The 17,506-nt window shown below is 42.5% G+C and carries 17 protein-coding genes; 7 read left to right on the forward strand and 10 right to left on the reverse strand.

What is annotated here, in order from left to right; genetic code table 11:
- Nucleotides 1–64: 64 nt before the first annotated feature.
- Complete coding sequence (rapA, locus tag OCU30_RS10540; protein ID WP_077313951.1) at nt 65–2,974, reverse strand: RNA polymerase-associated protein RapA; 2,910 nt, start codon at nt 2,972–2,974, stop codon at nt 65–67.
- 418 nt (nt 2,975–3,392) lie between these two features.
- Here rapA and OCU30_RS10545 point away from each other — a divergent pair, with 418 nt between their 5' ends.
- Nucleotides 3,393–4,769, forward strand: a complete 1,377-nt coding sequence (locus tag OCU30_RS10545) for a PhoH family protein (RefSeq protein ID WP_077313953.1) — start codon at nt 3,393–3,395, stop codon at nt 4,767–4,769.
- Between the two features lie 192 nt (nt 4,770–4,961).
- On the opposite strand, the gene OCU30_RS10550 is transcribed toward OCU30_RS10545, so the two are convergent.
- Nucleotides 4,962–6,170, reverse strand: coding sequence for an MFS transporter (locus OCU30_RS10550; RefSeq protein ID WP_159439117.1), 1,209 nt, complete (start codon nt 6,168–6,170; stop codon nt 4,962–4,964).
- A 95-nt stretch (nt 6,171–6,265) separates the two neighbouring features.
- Here OCU30_RS10550 and OCU30_RS10555 point away from each other — a divergent pair, with 95 nt between their 5' ends.
- The 5 genes from OCU30_RS10555 to OCU30_RS10575 all read left to right on the forward strand — a co-directional run bounded on the left by OCU30_RS10555 (nt 6,266) and on the right by OCU30_RS10575 (nt 10,716).
- Nucleotides 6,266–7,198, forward strand: a complete 933-nt coding sequence (locus OCU30_RS10555) for a LysR family transcriptional regulator (RefSeq protein ID WP_077313956.1) — start codon at nt 6,266–6,268, stop codon at nt 7,196–7,198.
- A 358-nt stretch (nt 7,199–7,556) separates the two neighbouring features.
- Nucleotides 7,557–8,558 (forward strand): ornithine carbamoyltransferase, encoded by a 1,002-nt coding sequence (gene argF, locus OCU30_RS10560; RefSeq protein WP_077313958.1) that lies wholly within the window; start codon nt 7,557–7,559, stop codon nt 8,556–8,558.
- Between the two features lie 268 nt (nt 8,559–8,826).
- Nucleotides 8,827–9,756, forward strand: coding sequence for an aspartate carbamoyltransferase (gene pyrB / locus OCU30_RS10565; protein WP_077313960.1), 930 nt, complete (start codon nt 8,827–8,829; stop codon nt 9,754–9,756).
- A 10-nt stretch (nt 9,757–9,766) separates the two neighbouring features.
- The gene (gene pyrI / locus OCU30_RS10570; RefSeq protein WP_077313961.1) at nt 9,767–10,234 is read left to right on the forward strand and encodes an aspartate carbamoyltransferase regulatory subunit; all 468 of its coding nucleotides are present in this window, start codon (nt 9,767–9,769) and stop codon (nt 10,232–10,234) included.
- A 92-nt stretch (nt 10,235–10,326) separates the two neighbouring features.
- Nucleotides 10,327–10,716 carry a RidA family protein gene (locus OCU30_RS10575; protein ID WP_077313963.1) on the forward strand — a complete coding sequence of 130 codons (390 nt, stop codon included), beginning with the start codon at nt 10,327–10,329 and terminating at the stop codon, nt 10,714–10,716.
- A gap of 98 nt (nt 10,717–10,814) precedes the next feature.
- Here the strand turns inward: OCU30_RS10575 and OCU30_RS10580 are convergent, their stop codons facing one another.
- From OCU30_RS10580 to mlaF, 8 genes are all read right to left on the reverse strand, one after another.
- The gene (locus OCU30_RS10580) at nt 10,815–11,537 is read right to left on the reverse strand and encodes a 1-acylglycerol-3-phosphate O-acyltransferase (RefSeq protein ID WP_077313964.1); all 723 of its coding nucleotides are present in this window, start codon (nt 11,535–11,537) and stop codon (nt 10,815–10,817) included.
- Between the two features lie 81 nt (nt 11,538–11,618).
- Entirely contained in the window at nt 11,619–12,884 is a 1,266-nt protein-coding gene (gene murA, locus OCU30_RS10585) for a UDP-N-acetylglucosamine 1-carboxyvinyltransferase (RefSeq protein ID WP_077313966.1), read from the reverse strand.
- Between the two features lie 9 nt (nt 12,885–12,893).
- Nucleotides 12,894–13,148, reverse strand: coding sequence for a BolA family iron metabolism protein IbaG (gene ibaG, locus OCU30_RS10590; RefSeq protein WP_077313968.1), 255 nt, complete (start codon nt 13,146–13,148; stop codon nt 12,894–12,896).
- Complete coding sequence (locus OCU30_RS10595; protein ID WP_077313969.1) at nt 13,141–13,470, reverse strand: STAS domain-containing protein; 330 nt, start codon at nt 13,468–13,470, stop codon at nt 13,141–13,143. The genes ibaG and OCU30_RS10595 overlap by 8 nt, the downstream gene beginning before the upstream one ends.
- Nucleotides 13,467–14,105, reverse strand: coding sequence for a phospholipid-binding protein MlaC (mlaC, locus tag OCU30_RS10600; RefSeq protein WP_077313971.1), 639 nt, complete (start codon nt 14,103–14,105; stop codon nt 13,467–13,469). Before mlaC ends, OCU30_RS10595 begins: the two co-directional genes overlap by 4 nt.
- Nucleotides 14,105–14,605, reverse strand: coding sequence for an outer membrane lipid asymmetry maintenance protein MlaD (gene mlaD, locus OCU30_RS10605; RefSeq protein ID WP_077313973.1), 501 nt, complete (start codon nt 14,603–14,605; stop codon nt 14,105–14,107). The genes mlaC and mlaD overlap by 1 nt, the downstream gene beginning before the upstream one ends.
- Before the next feature lie 2 nt (nt 14,606–14,607).
- Nucleotides 14,608–15,399 carry a lipid asymmetry maintenance ABC transporter permease subunit MlaE gene (gene mlaE, locus OCU30_RS10610; RefSeq protein WP_077313974.1) on the reverse strand — a complete coding sequence of 264 codons (792 nt, stop codon included), beginning with the start codon at nt 15,397–15,399 and terminating at the stop codon, nt 14,608–14,610.
- Nucleotides 15,389–16,192: a phospholipid ABC transporter ATP-binding protein MlaF gene (mlaF, locus tag OCU30_RS10615; RefSeq protein ID WP_077313976.1), complete on the reverse strand. Its 804-nt coding sequence runs from the start codon at nt 16,190–16,192 to the stop codon at nt 15,389–15,391. The genes mlaE and mlaF overlap by 11 nt, the downstream gene beginning before the upstream one ends.
- A gap of 345 nt (nt 16,193–16,537) precedes the next feature.
- Here mlaF and OCU30_RS10620 point away from each other — a divergent pair, with 345 nt between their 5' ends.
- Nucleotides 16,538–17,503 carry a calcium/sodium antiporter gene (locus OCU30_RS10620; protein ID WP_077313978.1) on the forward strand — a complete coding sequence of 322 codons (966 nt, stop codon included), beginning with the start codon at nt 16,538–16,540 and terminating at the stop codon, nt 17,501–17,503.
- The last annotated feature ends 3 nt before the right edge of the window (nt 17,504–17,506 follow it).

Below are 17,506 nucleotides of genomic sequence, written 5' to 3' on the forward strand. Positions count from 1 at the left end.
AAAAAGGCCTTCACAACAGTGAAGGCCTTTTTTGTTTACTGTAACAATGAATTATTCTAAATCATTAGTTATGCGCAACCATAATGACGCGTAGTGAATCAAGCTGGTATTGAGCATGCTTAATTAAATGATCAAGTTCCTCAATTTGAGCTTGTTGCGCCACAATTTCTTCATCTCGAATGTTCGGGTTCACTTCTTTCAAAGCTTGCATTCGCTCTAATTCTGCATCCAATTGTTGATGCATATCTTGGAGCGCTTGCGCACGAATTGTTTCAAGCTGCGCTTCAACGACTGGCGTTCCAGCATCAATCAAGTCATGGACCTGCTTTTGTACGGACGTCACCAGTTTATTCGCCACATGACGATTCACCGGGCTTAATTGACGATTAAAGCTATCAAACTCGACTTGTGATGATAGATCATTACCACGACCATCCAGTAATACTCGAATTGGTGTGGGTGGCAAGAAACGGCGAATACCGCTGCGTTTGGGCGCTTGTGCTTGTACCAAGAACACGAGCTCTAATAATACCGCACCAACGGGTAAGGCTTTATTTTTTAAAAGCGATACGGCTGATGTTCCCACGCCTTCGCTCATCAATAACTCCATACCACCGTCGATCATTGGGTGTTCCCAACTGATCAGCTCGACATCTTCAAGAGCTAACGCTGTATCACGATCAAAGGTCACCGTCGTGCCTTCTTCTGGTAAACCTGGGAAGCTCGGTACCATCATGTGTTCTGTTGGTTTCAAGACAATGGCATTATCACCGCGATCTTCTTGGTTCACACCAATCGTATCAAATAGACTCAGCGCAAATGTGACCAAATTAGTATCGCCATCGCTCGCGGCAATTTGCTCAGCGATACGATGTGATCTTTCTCCACCATTTGAATGCATCTCGAGTAAACGGTCACGTCCCTGCTCCATCTGTGCTTTTAATGTTTCATTCATCTTAGCAGAGTCGGCAATGATCTCATCTAAACCGTCGGTGCTGACCGCTGCCAATAGCTCGATCAACCCATCACTGTACTCATCGTAGACAAGACGACCTGTCGGGCAAGTCTCGGCAAAAGCATTCAAACCTTCATGGAACCAACGTGCTAAGATCTCTTGCGACGTTGTTTTCAAGTATGGAATATGAATATCAATGTCACGACGTTGTCCGATACGATCCAGTCGACCAATACGTTGTTCGAGTAAATCAGGGTTAAATGGTAAATCGAACATCACCAGTTGGTTGGCAAACTGGAAATTACGACCTTCTGAGCCAATCTCGCTACAAATCAAGACTTGTGCGCCACCTTCATCTTGCGCGAAATACGCAGCCGCTTTATCACGTTCAAGAATCGACATTCCTTCATGGAATACAGTAGCACGAATCCCTTCACGCTCACGTAACGCTTGTTCTAGCTGTAACGCCGTGCTGGCACGCGAAGCGATCACTAAAATTTTCTCACCACGCTTGTCTTTCACTTTATCAAGTAACCAGTTCACTCGCGGATCAAACTGCCACCAGCTAGACTCGTCACCTTCAAACTCTTGGAAAACCTCTTCTGGGTAGAGCATTTTAATCGCACGTGCTTGTGAGCTCATTTTACCGCCGATCATTCCTGCCACACGCATAGAGGTCGTGTACTGGGATGGAATATCCATAGGTAAAAGGTGAACATTACGCTGCGGGAATCCCTCTACACCGGAACGAGTGTTACGAAACAGCACACGACCAGTACCATGACGATCCATCAGGTTATCGATCAACGATTGACGAGCTTGGGCCTTCTCTTGTTCATCAGCAGCGCTTTCTAATACATCAAAAATAGCCGTGACACGCGCTTCACCAAGAATCTCGGCGATTTGATCTTTATCTGACTGTGCTAACGATTGACCTGAGAATAAAGCCGTCACCGCATTGGCAACCGGTGCGTATTGTTCTTCTTCTTCAACAAACGCCTGATAATCGTAAAATCGATCCGAGTCCAAAAGACGTAAGCGAGCAAAGTGGCTTTCACGCCCTAATTGCTCAGGTGTTGCTGTCAAAAGTAATACGCCAGGCGTACGTTCAGCTAACGCTTCAACGACTTGGTATTCACGGCTTGGTTTTTCTTCGCTCCACTCTAAATGATGCGCTTCATCGACCACCAATAAATCCCATTCAGCATCAACGGCTTGTTCTATACGACGACGACTTTTGCGTAGGAACTCTAATGAACATAAAACAAATTGCTGGGTATCAAACGGATTTTCCGATTCAGCAAACGCTTCAACACAACGCTCTTCATCAAAAATAGAAAAATGCAGATTGAAACGACGCATCATTTCAACCAACCACTGATGTTGTAAATTCTCTGGAACGACAATCAAAACACGTTCAGCACGCCCTGACAGAACTTGCTGATGAATGATCATGCCAGCTTCAATGGTTTTACCTAATCCTACTTCATCGGCAAGTAATACGCGTGGCGCATGACGACGCCCAACTTCATGGGCAATATAAAGCTGGTGTGGCACCAAACCAGCGCGCATACCACATAACCCACGCATAGGGCTTTTTTGTTGTTGATATTGATTGTGTAGTGCACGATAGCGCAACACAAAGTTATCCATACGATCCACTTGACCCGCAAACAGTTTGTCTTGCGGTTTATTAAACCGTATTTGGTGACTTAAAAAGATTTCACGCAGTGATACATTAGATTCTTCCGTATCTTGACGAGTACCAATATAGGTTAATACCCCTTGGTCTTCGGTGATCTCTTCGACTTGTAATGACCAACCTTCTTGGCTATCGATCACATCTCCCACATTAAAGGTAACTCTTGTGACAGGTGCGTCGTGGCGCGCATATACTCGGTTTTCCTCGGATGCGGCAAATATCACTGAAACGGTACGTGCATCTATTGCTACCACCGTACCTAAACCTAAATCGCTTTCTGTATCGCTTATCCAGCGTTGCCCCAAAGCAAAAGTCATGAATCGACTACCTCATTAATTTGGATTGGATTTCTATTTTATTACGTCATTGAACGGCGAATTGAATAAGCCCTTATTATGAGCTTTATTGAACCGCTGCGCAGAAAAGGTCGCTAATCTTACTTGAAGCCGTGATACAGGTCACGAGCTATCCATCGCAAACCCTAAGTTTTTTATCGTTTTTGATTTCGACATAAAAATGTCACGCTAACATGGCATTTCTGGTGATGTTGCTATACTGATCATAAGGTCGGTGTGAACGCTCAACTCAAGTGTTCCCCCACTTTGAAAAGCAGTAAGTATCTAACCAGTTTGCAGTCAGTGATAAGCGTTCTTACGCCTCGCGTTGTGGGCACTTAGCAACTTGAATGCAACCTTAATTTTGCATAGCAAGCTACTTTGTAGCAAGGAGACGCTTATGGGCGATACCGAACGAAAACTGTTTGTACTTGATACCAACATTTTGCTTCACGAACCTCAGGCCATATACTCCTTTCAAGAACATGACGTCATCATTCCCATGACGGTACTAGAAGAACTCGATAGAATCAAAGACAGCAAACGCGACGTTGCCCGTGATGCCCGCGTGGCGATACGTTCGCTCGAAAACCTCTTCCATGATGCAACGCCCGATGAAATCACCGATGGCATCCCCTTACTTAAAGACAGCTCCTCCTGTGGCTCCATTGCTATTTTAGCCGACTATGAATTGGTCGATACATTCAAAGCATTCACCGATAAAGAAGGCGACAACCGCATTCTTAATGCGGTGTTATACCTACAAAACAAACGAGATCCCCGCTCTGTTGTCTTAGTAACAAAAGACATTAACATGCGCTTGCGTGCTAAAGGTGCAGGCGTCTTGCATGTAGAAGATTATCGCACCGACCAATTAATTGATGATGTTCAATATTTAACCAAAGGTTTTCAGCAGCGCCCTGGTGCTTTCTGGGACACCGTCGATAAAGTTGATTCTTATAACGTTCATGGCCATACCTATCATGCATTAGAAAGGGAGCCTTTTGAGCCGACGTACCTTAATCAATATGTTATTGACGAAGACAGCGATTTTGCAGCTCGTGTCGAGCAAATTGAGGATAATCGCTTGGTGCTTAAAGATATGAGCCGTGAGCGCATGATGCATCGCCGCGCGTGGGGAATCTCCCCTAAAAATATTTACCAAGCGATGGCCATCGACTCACTGCTCGATCCCGACATCGACGTAGTGATTCTCACGGGAGCCGCAGGTAGCGGGAAAACATTGCTGGCAATGGCGGCCGCTCTAGAGCAAACCGTTGAAAGTCATCACTTTGACAAAATCATTGTCACTCGAAACACACCGGATATTGGTGAGTCTATCGGTTTTCTTCCTGGTAGCGAGGAAGAAAAAATGATGCCATGGCTAGCCTCTGTGACGGATACCTTAGAAGCATTACATAAAGACGACCATTGTACCGATGGATCATTAAAATATATTTGTGATAAAGCCAATATCCAATTCAAATCAATTAACTTCATGCGCGGACGCTCCATTCAACATGCTCTAGTCTTGCTTGATGAGTGTCAAAACCTCACAGCTGCGCAAATCAAAACTATCCTAACCCGTTGCGGGGAAGGCACCAAAATCATTTGCTCTGGTAACTTAGCGCAAATTGATTCTCATTACCTCACCCCTGTCACTTCAGGGTTAACCTATCTTGTTGAACGCTTCAAAAACTTTGAAGGCAGCGCCAACATTCACCTTAATGGGGTTGTACGTAGTCGCCTAGCAGAGTTTGCCGAAGAAAACTTGTAATGGTGCTGAGCGAGACAGGTAAAAATGTCTCGCTTTTTGAGCATCAAGTTCTATGTATAAACGAAAAACCTAGCGACTAAGTGAAAGGTATGAAGACAATACTTCTTGTGTATCTATTGACTTAAAAGCTATAAATATCGATTAAAAAAACAGTTAATTTATATAGAAGCATACCTTCATTCTTCTGCTATTTTAATCCCCCCCGATCTCATTTAAACTTGAAAAAAACAACGCCATAAATGAACTAATAATTTCCAATATGGTTACTCCACTCCAATTAAATTGAGAATATAAAAATGTTCCAATCGCAGAACCTAAAGCCATACCAACGAAATTTAATGTAAAGAAAATAGAGTTTAATCGAGATTTTGCATCTGGTTTAATGCCATAAATTATGCTCTGATGCGCGATTAGACAACTATTAATACCAAAGTCAAAAGCTATTACACATAATATTAAAATCGGTAACTGCAAAGATATTGAAAATGATGTAATAGAAAACATTGTAATAAACGAGAGAATTACAATGATAATACTCGTAGATACTACCTTCTTTGTGCCTATAGCATCAGAGATCTTCCCAGAAATAGGGGCGGCTACTGCTCCTACTAACCCAGCAAAACCAAAAATACCAGCATAAGAACTTCCCAAGTTGTAATATTCTGCTAGAAATATAGCAAGTGTCGTCCAAAAACAGCTGAAAGAGATATATAAAAAGCATTGGGTAAACGACGCTTTTCGTAAGTTTTTGTATTTAACCCAGAGAGGTATTAGGCTGCGTATGGTTTGTTTATAAGATAAGGTACTCGTAGGATAAATCTGAGGTAAAATAGCTGCCAAATAAAACCCCGAAAACAACATTGCTAGTGACGCTAGTCCAAATACGGGTCTCCATCCCCAGATTTCACTTACTACCCCACTATATACTCGAGACAATAAAATCCCCGTTAAAAGTCCCGTCATTACAGTTCCAACAGTTTTTCCTCGTTGAGACGAATCAGCTAACGTTGCTGTGGCTGGAATGATATCTTGCGCTGTTGTTGCCAAAATACCAATAGCTAGACTGACTATTAATAAAAAATAATAACCAGTAGAGACTGTACAAAGTAACAAGATAGCAGACAAAGAAAACGATTTAATAATAATCAATTTTTTCCTCTCAACACTATCACCAAGAGGCACCAGAAATAAAATACCTAGTGCATACCCTATCTGGGTTAACGTCGCAATTAATCCGGTTTGATTTACATTCAAATGAAACTCTTTACTAAGTATATTCAAGATCGGTTGACAGTAATAAATTGATGCCACACTCAGACCTGCACCAATCGATAATCCCAAAATTAATGGTAATGTTAGAGACTTATCTCTAGTACTTACTTCAGTTATTGAATTACTCATTCTTTCCCCTAAAAAATTAACATTCAAAATATGTTGCGCTATTAAATGCATTATTGGTACTCTCAATTACCGAAGAACAGTTATACACTCGGCGTATGAATATAAAAAAAACATCGGGAATAGATAGAGTTACATTACTTCAAACATGGGTTAGAATTGTTGAGTCGGGAAGCTTGACATTAGCAGCCCAACAACTAGAAACGACACAACCAACTATTAGTCGTAGGCTTCAATCTCTAGAACTAGCTTTGAACTGCAAATTACTATTACGAACAACTCATCAGTTAAAGCTTACCGAAGAAGGTGAGTCTTGCTATCAATATGCAAAAACCTTATTGAACAATTGGGGTGAACTTGAAGAAGTCGTTGGCAAATCCATCTCCAATACATTTAAACGTAATTTAAGAGTAAAAGCACCTCACGCCTTTGGGCAACGACAATTAATACAACCTATCATTAATTATCTTAATAAAAACAATGGAGTCCATGTTGAATGGATATTATCAGATAAAAAAGTCGATTTTTTATCTGATAATTTTGATTGTGCAATACATGTAGGGGAAGTTAATGAAGCTAATGTTGTAGCAAAACTGATTGCGTACGTGCCACGAATCATTGTCGCCACACCAGAATTCCTTGATGAGATGAAGGAAACCCCTAAAATTAACAATATCAGCAATTGGCCATGGATAGCACTCAGCAATTATTATAAAGAAAGCATCATCCTGAAAAATTCAGAAACGGAAGAAAGTAAAAATTTAAATATCACCCCATTAATAACGACAGATAATATCTTCTCAGCACAGGAGTTTGTGCTTAGCCATCTTGGAATTGCAAGCTTATCAACCTGGATAGTGGAACCACACTTAAGATCTGGACATTTAATCCAACTACTCCCAAACTGGCGTGAAGATGCTATCCCCATGTATATAGTTTACCCATATGCCAATTATTATCCCAAAAGGTTAATAAATTTCATTGATATAATGAAAGACTCAATTAGTGATGTTTTAAATATCAATAAATAACCTCTAACAAACACTAATGATAAAGTAAGTACAATGTCAAAATGTATTGCCAATCCGCTCTTATTTCTAAAATTTATGACAAGGTTTTACACAAATCGGTGGTAATTCTAGAGTAACTTAAAAGCATCCAAGTGTACTTCCGAGCATGTATCAACAGCTTTCGAAGGCAGCGCCAACATTCACCTTAATGGGGTTGTACGTAGTCGCCTAGCAGAGTTTGCCGAAGAAAACTTGTAATGGTGCTGAGCGAGACAGATAAAAATGTCTCGCTTTTTAAAAATAATAATTCACTTTATATGCATTCTTATGTTTTACTGGTCTTTATTGTTTTCGACTCTCGAATACTAAGGACCGAGATATGGCTTTCAATCTACGTAACCGCAACTTTCTCAAGCTACTGGATTTTTCTGCAAAAGAAATCCAGTTTCTCCTCGATCTCTCAACTCAACTGAAACAAGCCAAGTACACTGGTACTGAGCAAAAAAATCTGTTGGGTAAAAACATTGCGCTCATTTTTGAAAAGTCCTCTACTCGTACACGATGCTCGTTTGAAGTCGCTGCCCATGATCAAGGCGCTAATGTCTCTTATATCGGCCCTTCTGGCTCACAAATTGGTCATAAAGAATCCATGAAAGATACCGCACGTGTTTTGGGGCGTATGTACGATGGCATTCAATATCGTGGACATGGGCAAGAGATCGTTGAAGTATTAGGCGAGTTCGCCGGTGTTCCTGTATGGAACGGACTTACCAATGAGTTTCATCCTACCCAAATTCTGGCCGATTTCTTAACCATGCAAGAGCACAGTAGAGGCAAAAATCTGCATGAGATTTCTTTCGCCTATTTAGGTGATGCCCGTAATAATATGGGTAACTCATTAATGGTCGGCGCCGCCTTAATGGGCATGGATATCCGTTTAGTCGCGCCGAAGGCTTATTGGCCTGAGGCCGATTTAGTCGCCCAATGCCAAGAGCTAGCTAAAAGTTCTGGAGCGGTTATCACCTTAACTGAAGATGTGCCAGAAGGCGTAAATGGTTGTGACTTTCTGTATACCGATGTCTGGGTGTCTATGGGCGAGCCCGCTGAAGCATGGGAAGAGCGTATTGCTGTCATGAAGCCTTATCAAGTCAATATGGCGATGATTGAAGCAACGAATAATCCTAATGTTAAATTCATGCATTGTCTCCCAGCTTTCCATGACGATGAAACCGTTGTCGGTAAACAAATCGCGGAAAAATATGGTATGGATGGCTTAGAAGTGACCAACGAAGTATTTGAATCTAGCCACTCCATTGTCTTTGATGAAGCAGAAAATCGTATGCACTCCATCAAAGCTATTATGGTTGCCACGCTGGGGTAATGCTCAGAGTGGCGAAAAAAGTCATAAAAACACATAAGACAGAGATAATGTAATCGCTTGCACTCTCTATTGTTAGCGGTATAATTCCCCACAATTTGTCTTCGGGGATACCTAAAAAATGATCGGTCATTGTCTATTAACCACATATCATTTTAGTGAGTGCCAACACTTACGCGGTTTTCTGTTTCCCGTCGATGAATAAATAATGGTAAAGCCTCCCAGATCGGGGGGCTTTTTTATGGCCGAAAGAAAAGATAGGGATAAAACTATGGTGAACTCGCTGTTTCAAAAGCACATCATTTCAATTTCTGAGCTCTCACGCGCAGAGCTCGAGTTGATCGTACAGACCGCTGGCCAGTTAAAAGCGCAGCCACAACCAGAACTCATCAAGCATAAAGTCGTCGCAAGCTGCTTTTTCGAGCCATCAACCCGCACCCGCCTATCTTTTGAAACGGCGATACAGCGTATTGGCGGTAATGTTATTGGTTTTGATAATGGCGGCAACACGTCGTTAGCCAAAAAAGGCGAAACCCTATCTGACTCGGTACAGGTCATCTCTAATTATGTGGATGCGTTTGTGATGCGTCACCCGCAGGAGGGAGCGGCGCGCTTGGCGTCAGAGTTTTCTAATGGCGTACCGATTATCAATGCTGGCGATGGATCAAACCAGCATCCATCACAAACACTATTAGATTTATTTTCTATTTATGAAACCCAAGGACGCTTAGATAATCTCAATGTTGCCTTTGTTGGCGATCTTAAATATGGACGTACGGTTCATTCTTTAACGCAAGCATTATCAAAGTTTACTAATGTCCGTTTTTATTTTGTTGCCCCTGATGCACTGGCAATGCCGGACTACATCTGTGAAGAGCTCGATGAAGCAGGTATTGAATATAGCCTACACCAAGATATGGACACCGTAATTCCTGAACTCGATATTCTTTACATGACGCGTGTACAAAAAGAGCGTTTCGATGAATCGGAGTACGCGCATATAAAATCAGCATTTGTATTAACCGCGTCCCACCTCACTGATGCTCGTGAGAATATGAAGGTGTTACACCCACTGCCACGCGTTGACGAAATTACAACAGATGTCGATAAAACGCCACACGCTTACTTTTTCCAACAAGCTGGTAATGGCGTTTACGCCAGAGAAGCATTGCTTGCACTGGTTTTGAATGAATCACTTTAAGGGGAATATCATGAGTAAAGAAACCCAATTACAAGTTGAAGCCATCAAAGACGGTACCGTGATTGACCATATTCCGGCCAAAGTAGGTATCAAGGTATTACGTTTATTCGATATGCATAATGCCAATGAGAAAGTCACAATAGGGTTAAATTTGCCTTCATCCGAGCTAGGCCATAAAGACCTACTTAAAATCGAAAATGTATTTATTAATGCCGACCAAGCCAATAAATTAGCATTATATGCACCGCATGCAACGGTTAACCGTATCGAAAACTATGAAGTGGTGAAAAAGCTTCCTTTAGAATTACCGCAGCAAATTAATAATGTCTTTGCTTGCCCGAATAGTAACTGTATCTCCCATAATGAACCAGTGGAAAGCAGTTTTACTATTACAGAAAAACCCCATGATATTCGTTTAAAGTGTAAGTATTGCGAGAAAGTATTCGCACGCGATATCGTCACTGAAAGAAATACCTAACTGACCTAAAAGGCATGAGCTAACTCTTTACCTTGACGATTGCACAGGGCACACTAAGCACTTGTCGAATATAATATTAATGGAAGATAATCATGACAAAAGTACTACAGACAGAGTCAGCACCAGCCGCGATTGGTCCCTACGTTCAAGGCGTCGATTTAGGCAATATGGTACTCACATCAGGGCAAATTCCTGTTAACCCAGAGACCGGTGATGTAGCGGAAGATATCGCCGTACAAGCTCGTCAATCTTTAGACAATGTAAAAGCGGTCGTTGAAGCGTCAGGCCTAACCGTACATGACATTGTCAAACTGACCGTGTTTGTCAAAGATATGAATGATTTTGCTACCATCAATACCGTTTATGGCGATTTCTTTGATAGCCACAGTGTGGCTAACTACCCAGCACGCTCATGTGTCGAAGTGGCACGTTTGCCCAAAGATGTTGGAATTGAAATCGAAGCAATTGCAGTTCGTAAGTAAGTCCATAGTATTAAACATTAAAAAAGGGTTGCCATTGGCAACCCTTTTTATTGTGACGTAACCCAACGCAGTAGACGAACTGCGTAGCCTAGCGTGGATTATTTATTTAATTCAGCCACTTCTGCATCTAACTCAGCCAATTTCGCTTTCATTAACGCATTACAATGTTTCGATAACTTACGCACGTCTTCTTTGGCATAATCATCGGTACTGACCGATGGCAAAATTTCGACGATCACATGACCGTTATTCCAACGGTTTAGCTTCAAGTTATGAGTTGAGCTACACACAATAGGCCCAACCGGAACATTCGCTGCAATAGCCGCATGAAAAGCGCCTGTCTTAAACGGCAACATACCACGTCCACGTGAACGAGTGCCTTCTGGAAACATCCACACAGAAACCTTGCTGTTCTTGATACTATTCACAACCTGATCAATCGTTCCTTTTGCTTTCGCTTTATTGGCACGATCAATCAAGATATTCCCTGTTAACCAGTACAGCTGACCAAACAATGGCAAATAAGCTAGGCTCTTTTTGCCCACCGTAACTACATTCGGTGTCACTGCACGTGAAACAGTAAACATATCCCAATTGCTTTGATGGTTAGCGATATAGACATGCTGACCACGCTTATACACATCGGCTGGCGCTCGAAAGATCAACTTAATACCAAATACCGGGGCGAGCGCTGCGAAAAAACGCCCAAAAGTAAAAACATGTTTTGGATTGCGTGGGGATAGTAAACAGTACCCACAACCAAATACAAACATGACGATAGCAAATAACGCTACAGCAAAGATACGAAGGAGTGCGATCATCGATTTCTCCAAAGGAGTAAGAACAAAAAAAAGCCGAAACTTGTTGTTTCGGCCACTAACTAAGCTTTATAGATGTAGAGTTTACCCTGCTTCGCTAATACGCTCAATATTTGCGCCCAGCGCCGACAGTTTATCTTCGATTTTTTCATAGCCGCGGTCGATATGATAAATACGATCAACGATTGTTTCGCCTTTAGCAATACAACCAGCAAGCACTAAACTGGCGGAAGCACGCAAATCGGTCGCCATAACCTGTGCACCACTGAGTTGATCCGTATCACCGCAAATCACAGTATTACCTTCAATTTCAGCTTTTGCTCCCATACGTAAAAGCTCAGGAACATGCATAAAACGATTTTCAAAAATCGTCTCGGTAATCACACCACTGCCCTTCGCCATCATATTTAGCAGAGTAAACTGAGCTTGCATATCCGTTGGAAAACCAGGATGCGGCGCTGTACGCACAGAAACGGCTTTTAGCTCGTTCTTAGTCATATCAAGGCTAATCCAGTTATCACCGATTGCAATATCCGCCCCCGCTTCTTCAAGCTTAGCAAGTACCGCATCTAAAAGGCGTGCATCAGTGTTATGACATACAATTTTACCTTTAGACACAGCAGCAGCAACAAGGAAAGTTCCGGTTTCAATACGGTCAGCCACGACTGAGTGCTTACCACCATGCAAACGTTCAACGCCTTCAATGGTAATTGTATCAGTACCAGCTCCTGAGATTTTCGCACCAATTTGGTTTAAAAAATCAGCCGTATCAACAATTTCAGGTTCGCGAGCTGCATTATCAAGAACCGTAGTTCCTTCTGCGAGCGTCGCCGCGCACATGATAGTAATGGTTGCACCAACAGACACTTTATCCATGACGATATGAGCCGCTTTTAAGCGCCCATCAACTTCGGCTTTCACATACCCGTCTTCTAACGTAATAGTCGCACCTAGTTGCTCTAAACCATTGATATGTAAATCCACCGGACGCGCACCTATCGCACAGCCACCGGGTAAGGAGACTTCTCCTTTACCAAAGCGAGCAACTAAAGGACCCAGAGCCCAAATAGACGCGCGCATGGTTTTAACCAAATCATACGGCGCACAATATTGATCAATTTTACTCGAATCGACATGCACAGAGCCATTACGCTCTACTTTCGCGCCTAAACGACCGAGTAGCTCCATTGTGGTATCAATATCGCGTAAATGCGGGACGTTCGCAACTTCTACCGGCTCTTCAGCCAGAATAGAAGCAAACAAAATCGGCAGTGCAGCATTTTTTGCACCTGAAATTCGCACTTCACCTTGTAACGGTGAAGGTGAACCAATAACTCGAAACTTATCCATTAATTAACCTTACAGCGACATCAATTTCTTATCGCGAGCCCACTCATTTGGTGTATAGGCTTTGATGGATACAGCGTGGATGTCATTCCGCTGTATCAACTCCATAAGAGGCGCATAAATCATTTGCTGCTTCTTTACTCGACTCATGCCGTCGAAGCAACCATCAACGGCAATCACTTCATAGTGACTACCTTCGCCTTTCACATGAATTTCTTCAAGGTTAAGCGCTTGTTCTAAAATCTGTTTTACTTGTGAGCTATCCACCGTTCACCTCTGTTGATTGCTTAATGTGTTGATTCATCATCTGCTCAATATTACTTAATTGAAACAGCATGCCTAATTGCTTAGGCACGAAAGAGAGCATTATATGACAGTTTTGACGTTTTGCATTCTCAATTAAATGAATTAGCATTGCCATTCCTGCAGAATCAACACGCTCAACGGAGGCCAACGATACCGTCACCTGCTCTACATCGGCGGTCCACTGACTTAATGATTCCCATAACTTAGGCACCGTATCGCGGTCTAAAGCCCCTTGTAATTCAGCGTATTCGGGGCTGACTATGTGCCATTGTGAATCACTCATTTTGAATCACTCTCAAACTTAACGGGATTATCGGCTAATCGTTGTAAATCTTTGGCGACACCAAGAATACCTTCATTGCGGATTTTACCACTCCACTCAGAACGTTTGCTCGATAACATACTGACCCCTTCGGCAACCATGTCGTAGACTTTCCAGTCACCCGATTTCTCTTTACGCAATTTAAAATCAAGCTTAATGTTCGGTCGAGAGTGATCCACGATATCCACTCGTACACTGGTAATACGGCGATCATCAGCAATGTCTGTTTCTGGACCAAACTTAATGCCTTGATCGGAATATTGTGTCAATACTTGCGCATAGTTGGTCACTAAATAAGCGCGAAAGGCTTTGATAAAGGCTTCCACATCACTATGTTTAGCGCCACGTAGATTCGGACCCAATAATTTCAATGCCGCGTATTTAGCATTCACATAGGGCATTAGTTCCTGCTCTACGATGGTTTTCAGATACTCAGGGTCTTGATGTATTTTCGGCTGTTCGTTCTTCAAGCGGTTAAACGCCTGCTGCGCAACCTGCTTCATCATATTATACGGTTGAGTTTGGGCAACCTCTTGAGAATGCACCGCCCATGACAGCACTAAACTCAATACTAGAATAAAATATCGCTTCAACATTATTTTGCCTCGCCGCTGCTATCTTTATCTTTGTCACCAGAACCATATAAGAACTGACCAATCAAGTCTTCTAAGACTAGCGCAGACTTGGTATCTTCAATCCGGCCGCCATCTTTGAGCATAGCGCCTTCTCCATCATAAACAAAGCCAGGGACTAAACCGATGTATTGCTCACCAATCAGTCCGGCAGTCAGAATTTGCGCACTAGAGTTATCGGGAAACTGATCATATTTACTATCAATTTCCATCGTGACTTTCGGTAGCATCGTCTTCTGATCTAATGCGATATTATCCACACGACCAATCACGACACCACCGACTTTCACTGGTGAACGAACTTTTAGTGAACCAACATTATCAAATTCTGCAGTCAGGGTATAAGTATCCGTTGAACCAATCCCCTTTACGTCAGCGACTTGAAAAATCATGACTAGGATTGCGCAAATTCCTGCGAGAACAAAACAGCCAACCCCTAATTCTAATTTTCGTGTTTGTTTCATGCTTAATTCCCAAACATCAATGCAGTAAGTACAAAATCGAGACCCAACACAGCCAGCGAAGAATGTACTACAGTTTTCGTTGTGGCTCGGCTAATTCCCTCTGAAGTAGGAACGGCGTCGTAACCATTAAATAGCGCAATAAAAGTGACGGTAATTGCAAAAATTACACACTTGATCGCACTATAACCAATATCTTTACCAAACTGGACAGAGGCTTGCATTGCCGACCAATAACTGCCCGCATCAATGCCTTTCCAATCAACACCGACCAATTCACCGCCCCAAATACCGACGGCCATAAAGATCATTGCCAGTAAAGGCATCGAAATAAGTCCGGCGTAAAAACGTGGGGCAATGACGCGCTTGAGCGGATCGACTGCCATCATTTCTAAGCTGGATAGTTGCTCTGTCGCTTTCATAAGACCAATTTCTGCGGTCAAAGCTGAGCCGGCACGGCCCGCAAATAACAACGCAGTAACGACTGGCCCTAACTCTCTTAATAAAGACAGCGAAATCATCTGTCCTAAGCTACCTTCCGCTCCGTAATCCACTAAGATTACATAGCCTTGTAAACTTAAAACCATCCCGATAAATAAACCAGACACAACAATAATGGCGAGTGATTGTACGCCAATACTATGCAACTGTTTAATTAGTAATGGGAAATTTTTAATCGGTCTTGGTCTGCCGCCTAACGCGCCAACCAACATCAAAGTCGCTCTTCCTAATGTCACACAAAACGACAAAGTCCGACGACCTAAATCACTGACCCATTGCTCTAGGTTAGCTAACATCAAACAAGTCCTTTTCTATCGGTTGCGAAGGATAACGAAACGGAACCGGACCATCCGCATTCCCTTTTAAGAACTGTTGCACTTTGGGGTTGCGATCTAAGGATAGTTTTTTCGGTGTCCCTTCCGCAATAATTTTGCCATCGGCTAAGATATATACCCAATCTGCAATACTCATCACTTCAGGAACATCGTGAGAAACCACCACAGATGTAACGCCTAATGCTTCGTTAAGGTTATGAATCAACTCGACCAACACGCCCATTGTAATGGGATCCTGTCCAACAAAAGGTTCATCGTACAAAATAAGTTCAGGATCTAACGCAATAGAACGAGCTAATGCGGCACGGCGAGCCATGCCTCCCGACAGCTCACTTGGCATTAACTGAGAAGCGCCTCGTAAACCTACGGCTTCCAGCTTGAGCATCACCAATGTTCGAATCAGGTTTTCATCCAATTCTGTGTGCTCCCGTAACGGAAATGCCACGTTGTCGAACACATTTAAATCAGTAAATAAAGCCCCCGATTGAAACAACATGCTCATTTTTTTACGTGCTTGGTATAACTGTTTACGGGTTAACGCTGGGATATTATCCCCATCAAACCATATCTCTCCGTCTTCTGGTTGTATTTGACCGCCAATAAGACGTAACAACGTCGTTTTGCCGATGCCGGATGGTCCCATAATCGCGGTAACCTTGCCTTTTGGTACGCGTAAACTGACGTTATCGAAGATCTTGCGACCCGAGCGAGAAAAAGTCAGATTATTAATAATTACTAAGTCATTGTTAGACATGTTATCGATTCGCCCTTTGGTTCTCTTCATTGCGAAGACAACGCATCATAAGCAGATTAATAAAAAATATAAAGCACTGTTCAATTCCATCAGAAGCCTGTCGCGTTTTTGTCAAATTGCCTCAAAGTTTTCGATACAATTTGTTGCGACTTGTTGCAACAATACCTCTTATATCAACAGTGTTCTCATGTTAGAATTTTGCTTGCCTAGCATAAAGTGATCCATAAAAATGAAATCTTGCGTAAAATAGAACAATATATCTGATAATCGACTTCCCTTTTATTGACCAACAGGTCAAAATTACTCGTTTTTATTTCACGATTGTCAACTAAAGCAGGATTGTTCATGTTAGAAGCAGCTGGATTACTTATTCTAGGCCTTATTCTCCTAGTATGGAGCGCAGACAAGCTCGTTTTTGGTGCCGCTGCCGTCGCGAGAAACTTCGGTGTTTCTCCGATGATTATCGGCATGACTATTCTCGCGATGGGCTCGTCAGCACCAGAGATGATGGTGTCAGCGACCGCCGCGATGGCAAACAAAACGGATACCGCCGTTGGCAACGTTTTAGGTTCTAACATTGCCAATATCGCACTTATTCTTGGCATTACCGCAATGATCAAGCCATTAAGCATAGGTGCAACGGTCCTACGACGCGAAATGCCACTCATGATAGCGATCACTATCCTAGCAGGTATTCTCTTGAAAGACGATTATCTGGGCTATGGTGAAGGTATTCTCTTACTCGGCCTATTTGTCTTATTCATACTTGGTATGCAGCAAATTAGCCGTCGTGAGAAAAAACAAGGTAAAGCCGTCATTGATACCCATGAGGAAGACATTCCTCAAGATGTTCCCAACATTAAAGCGGGCATGTGGGTACTGCTTGGCCTGATATTATTACCTGTTGCGGCAAATTTGTTGATCGACAATGCAGTTATCATCGCTAAAGCGTTTGGTATGAGCGATCTCGTGATCGGCCTAACCATCATCTCTATAGGGACGAGTCTACCAGAGCTAGCAGCATCGTTAGCAGGCGTGCTAAAAGGAGAGGATGATATGGCGGTCGGTAATATTATCGGCTCAAATATTTTTAATATTTTAGCGGTAATGGGGCTACCCGGTATTATTCAACCTTCCTACGTAAGTGAATATGCAATGGGGCGTGATTTTTGGGTTATGCTCGGAATTTCGCTCTTGTTAGTTGTGATCGCTCTGGGTAAATCACGCCGTATTAATCGCATTGAAGGTGGCATATTATTTATCGTTTTCGTTGCGTATCAGTCTTATTTATTCATGAATATGAGTGCTTAAAAA

Origin of the sequence: Vibrio palustris, from assembly GCF_024346995.1 — a bacterium.
GTDB lineage: Bacteria > Pseudomonadota > Gammaproteobacteria > Enterobacterales > Vibrionaceae > Vibrio > Vibrio palustris.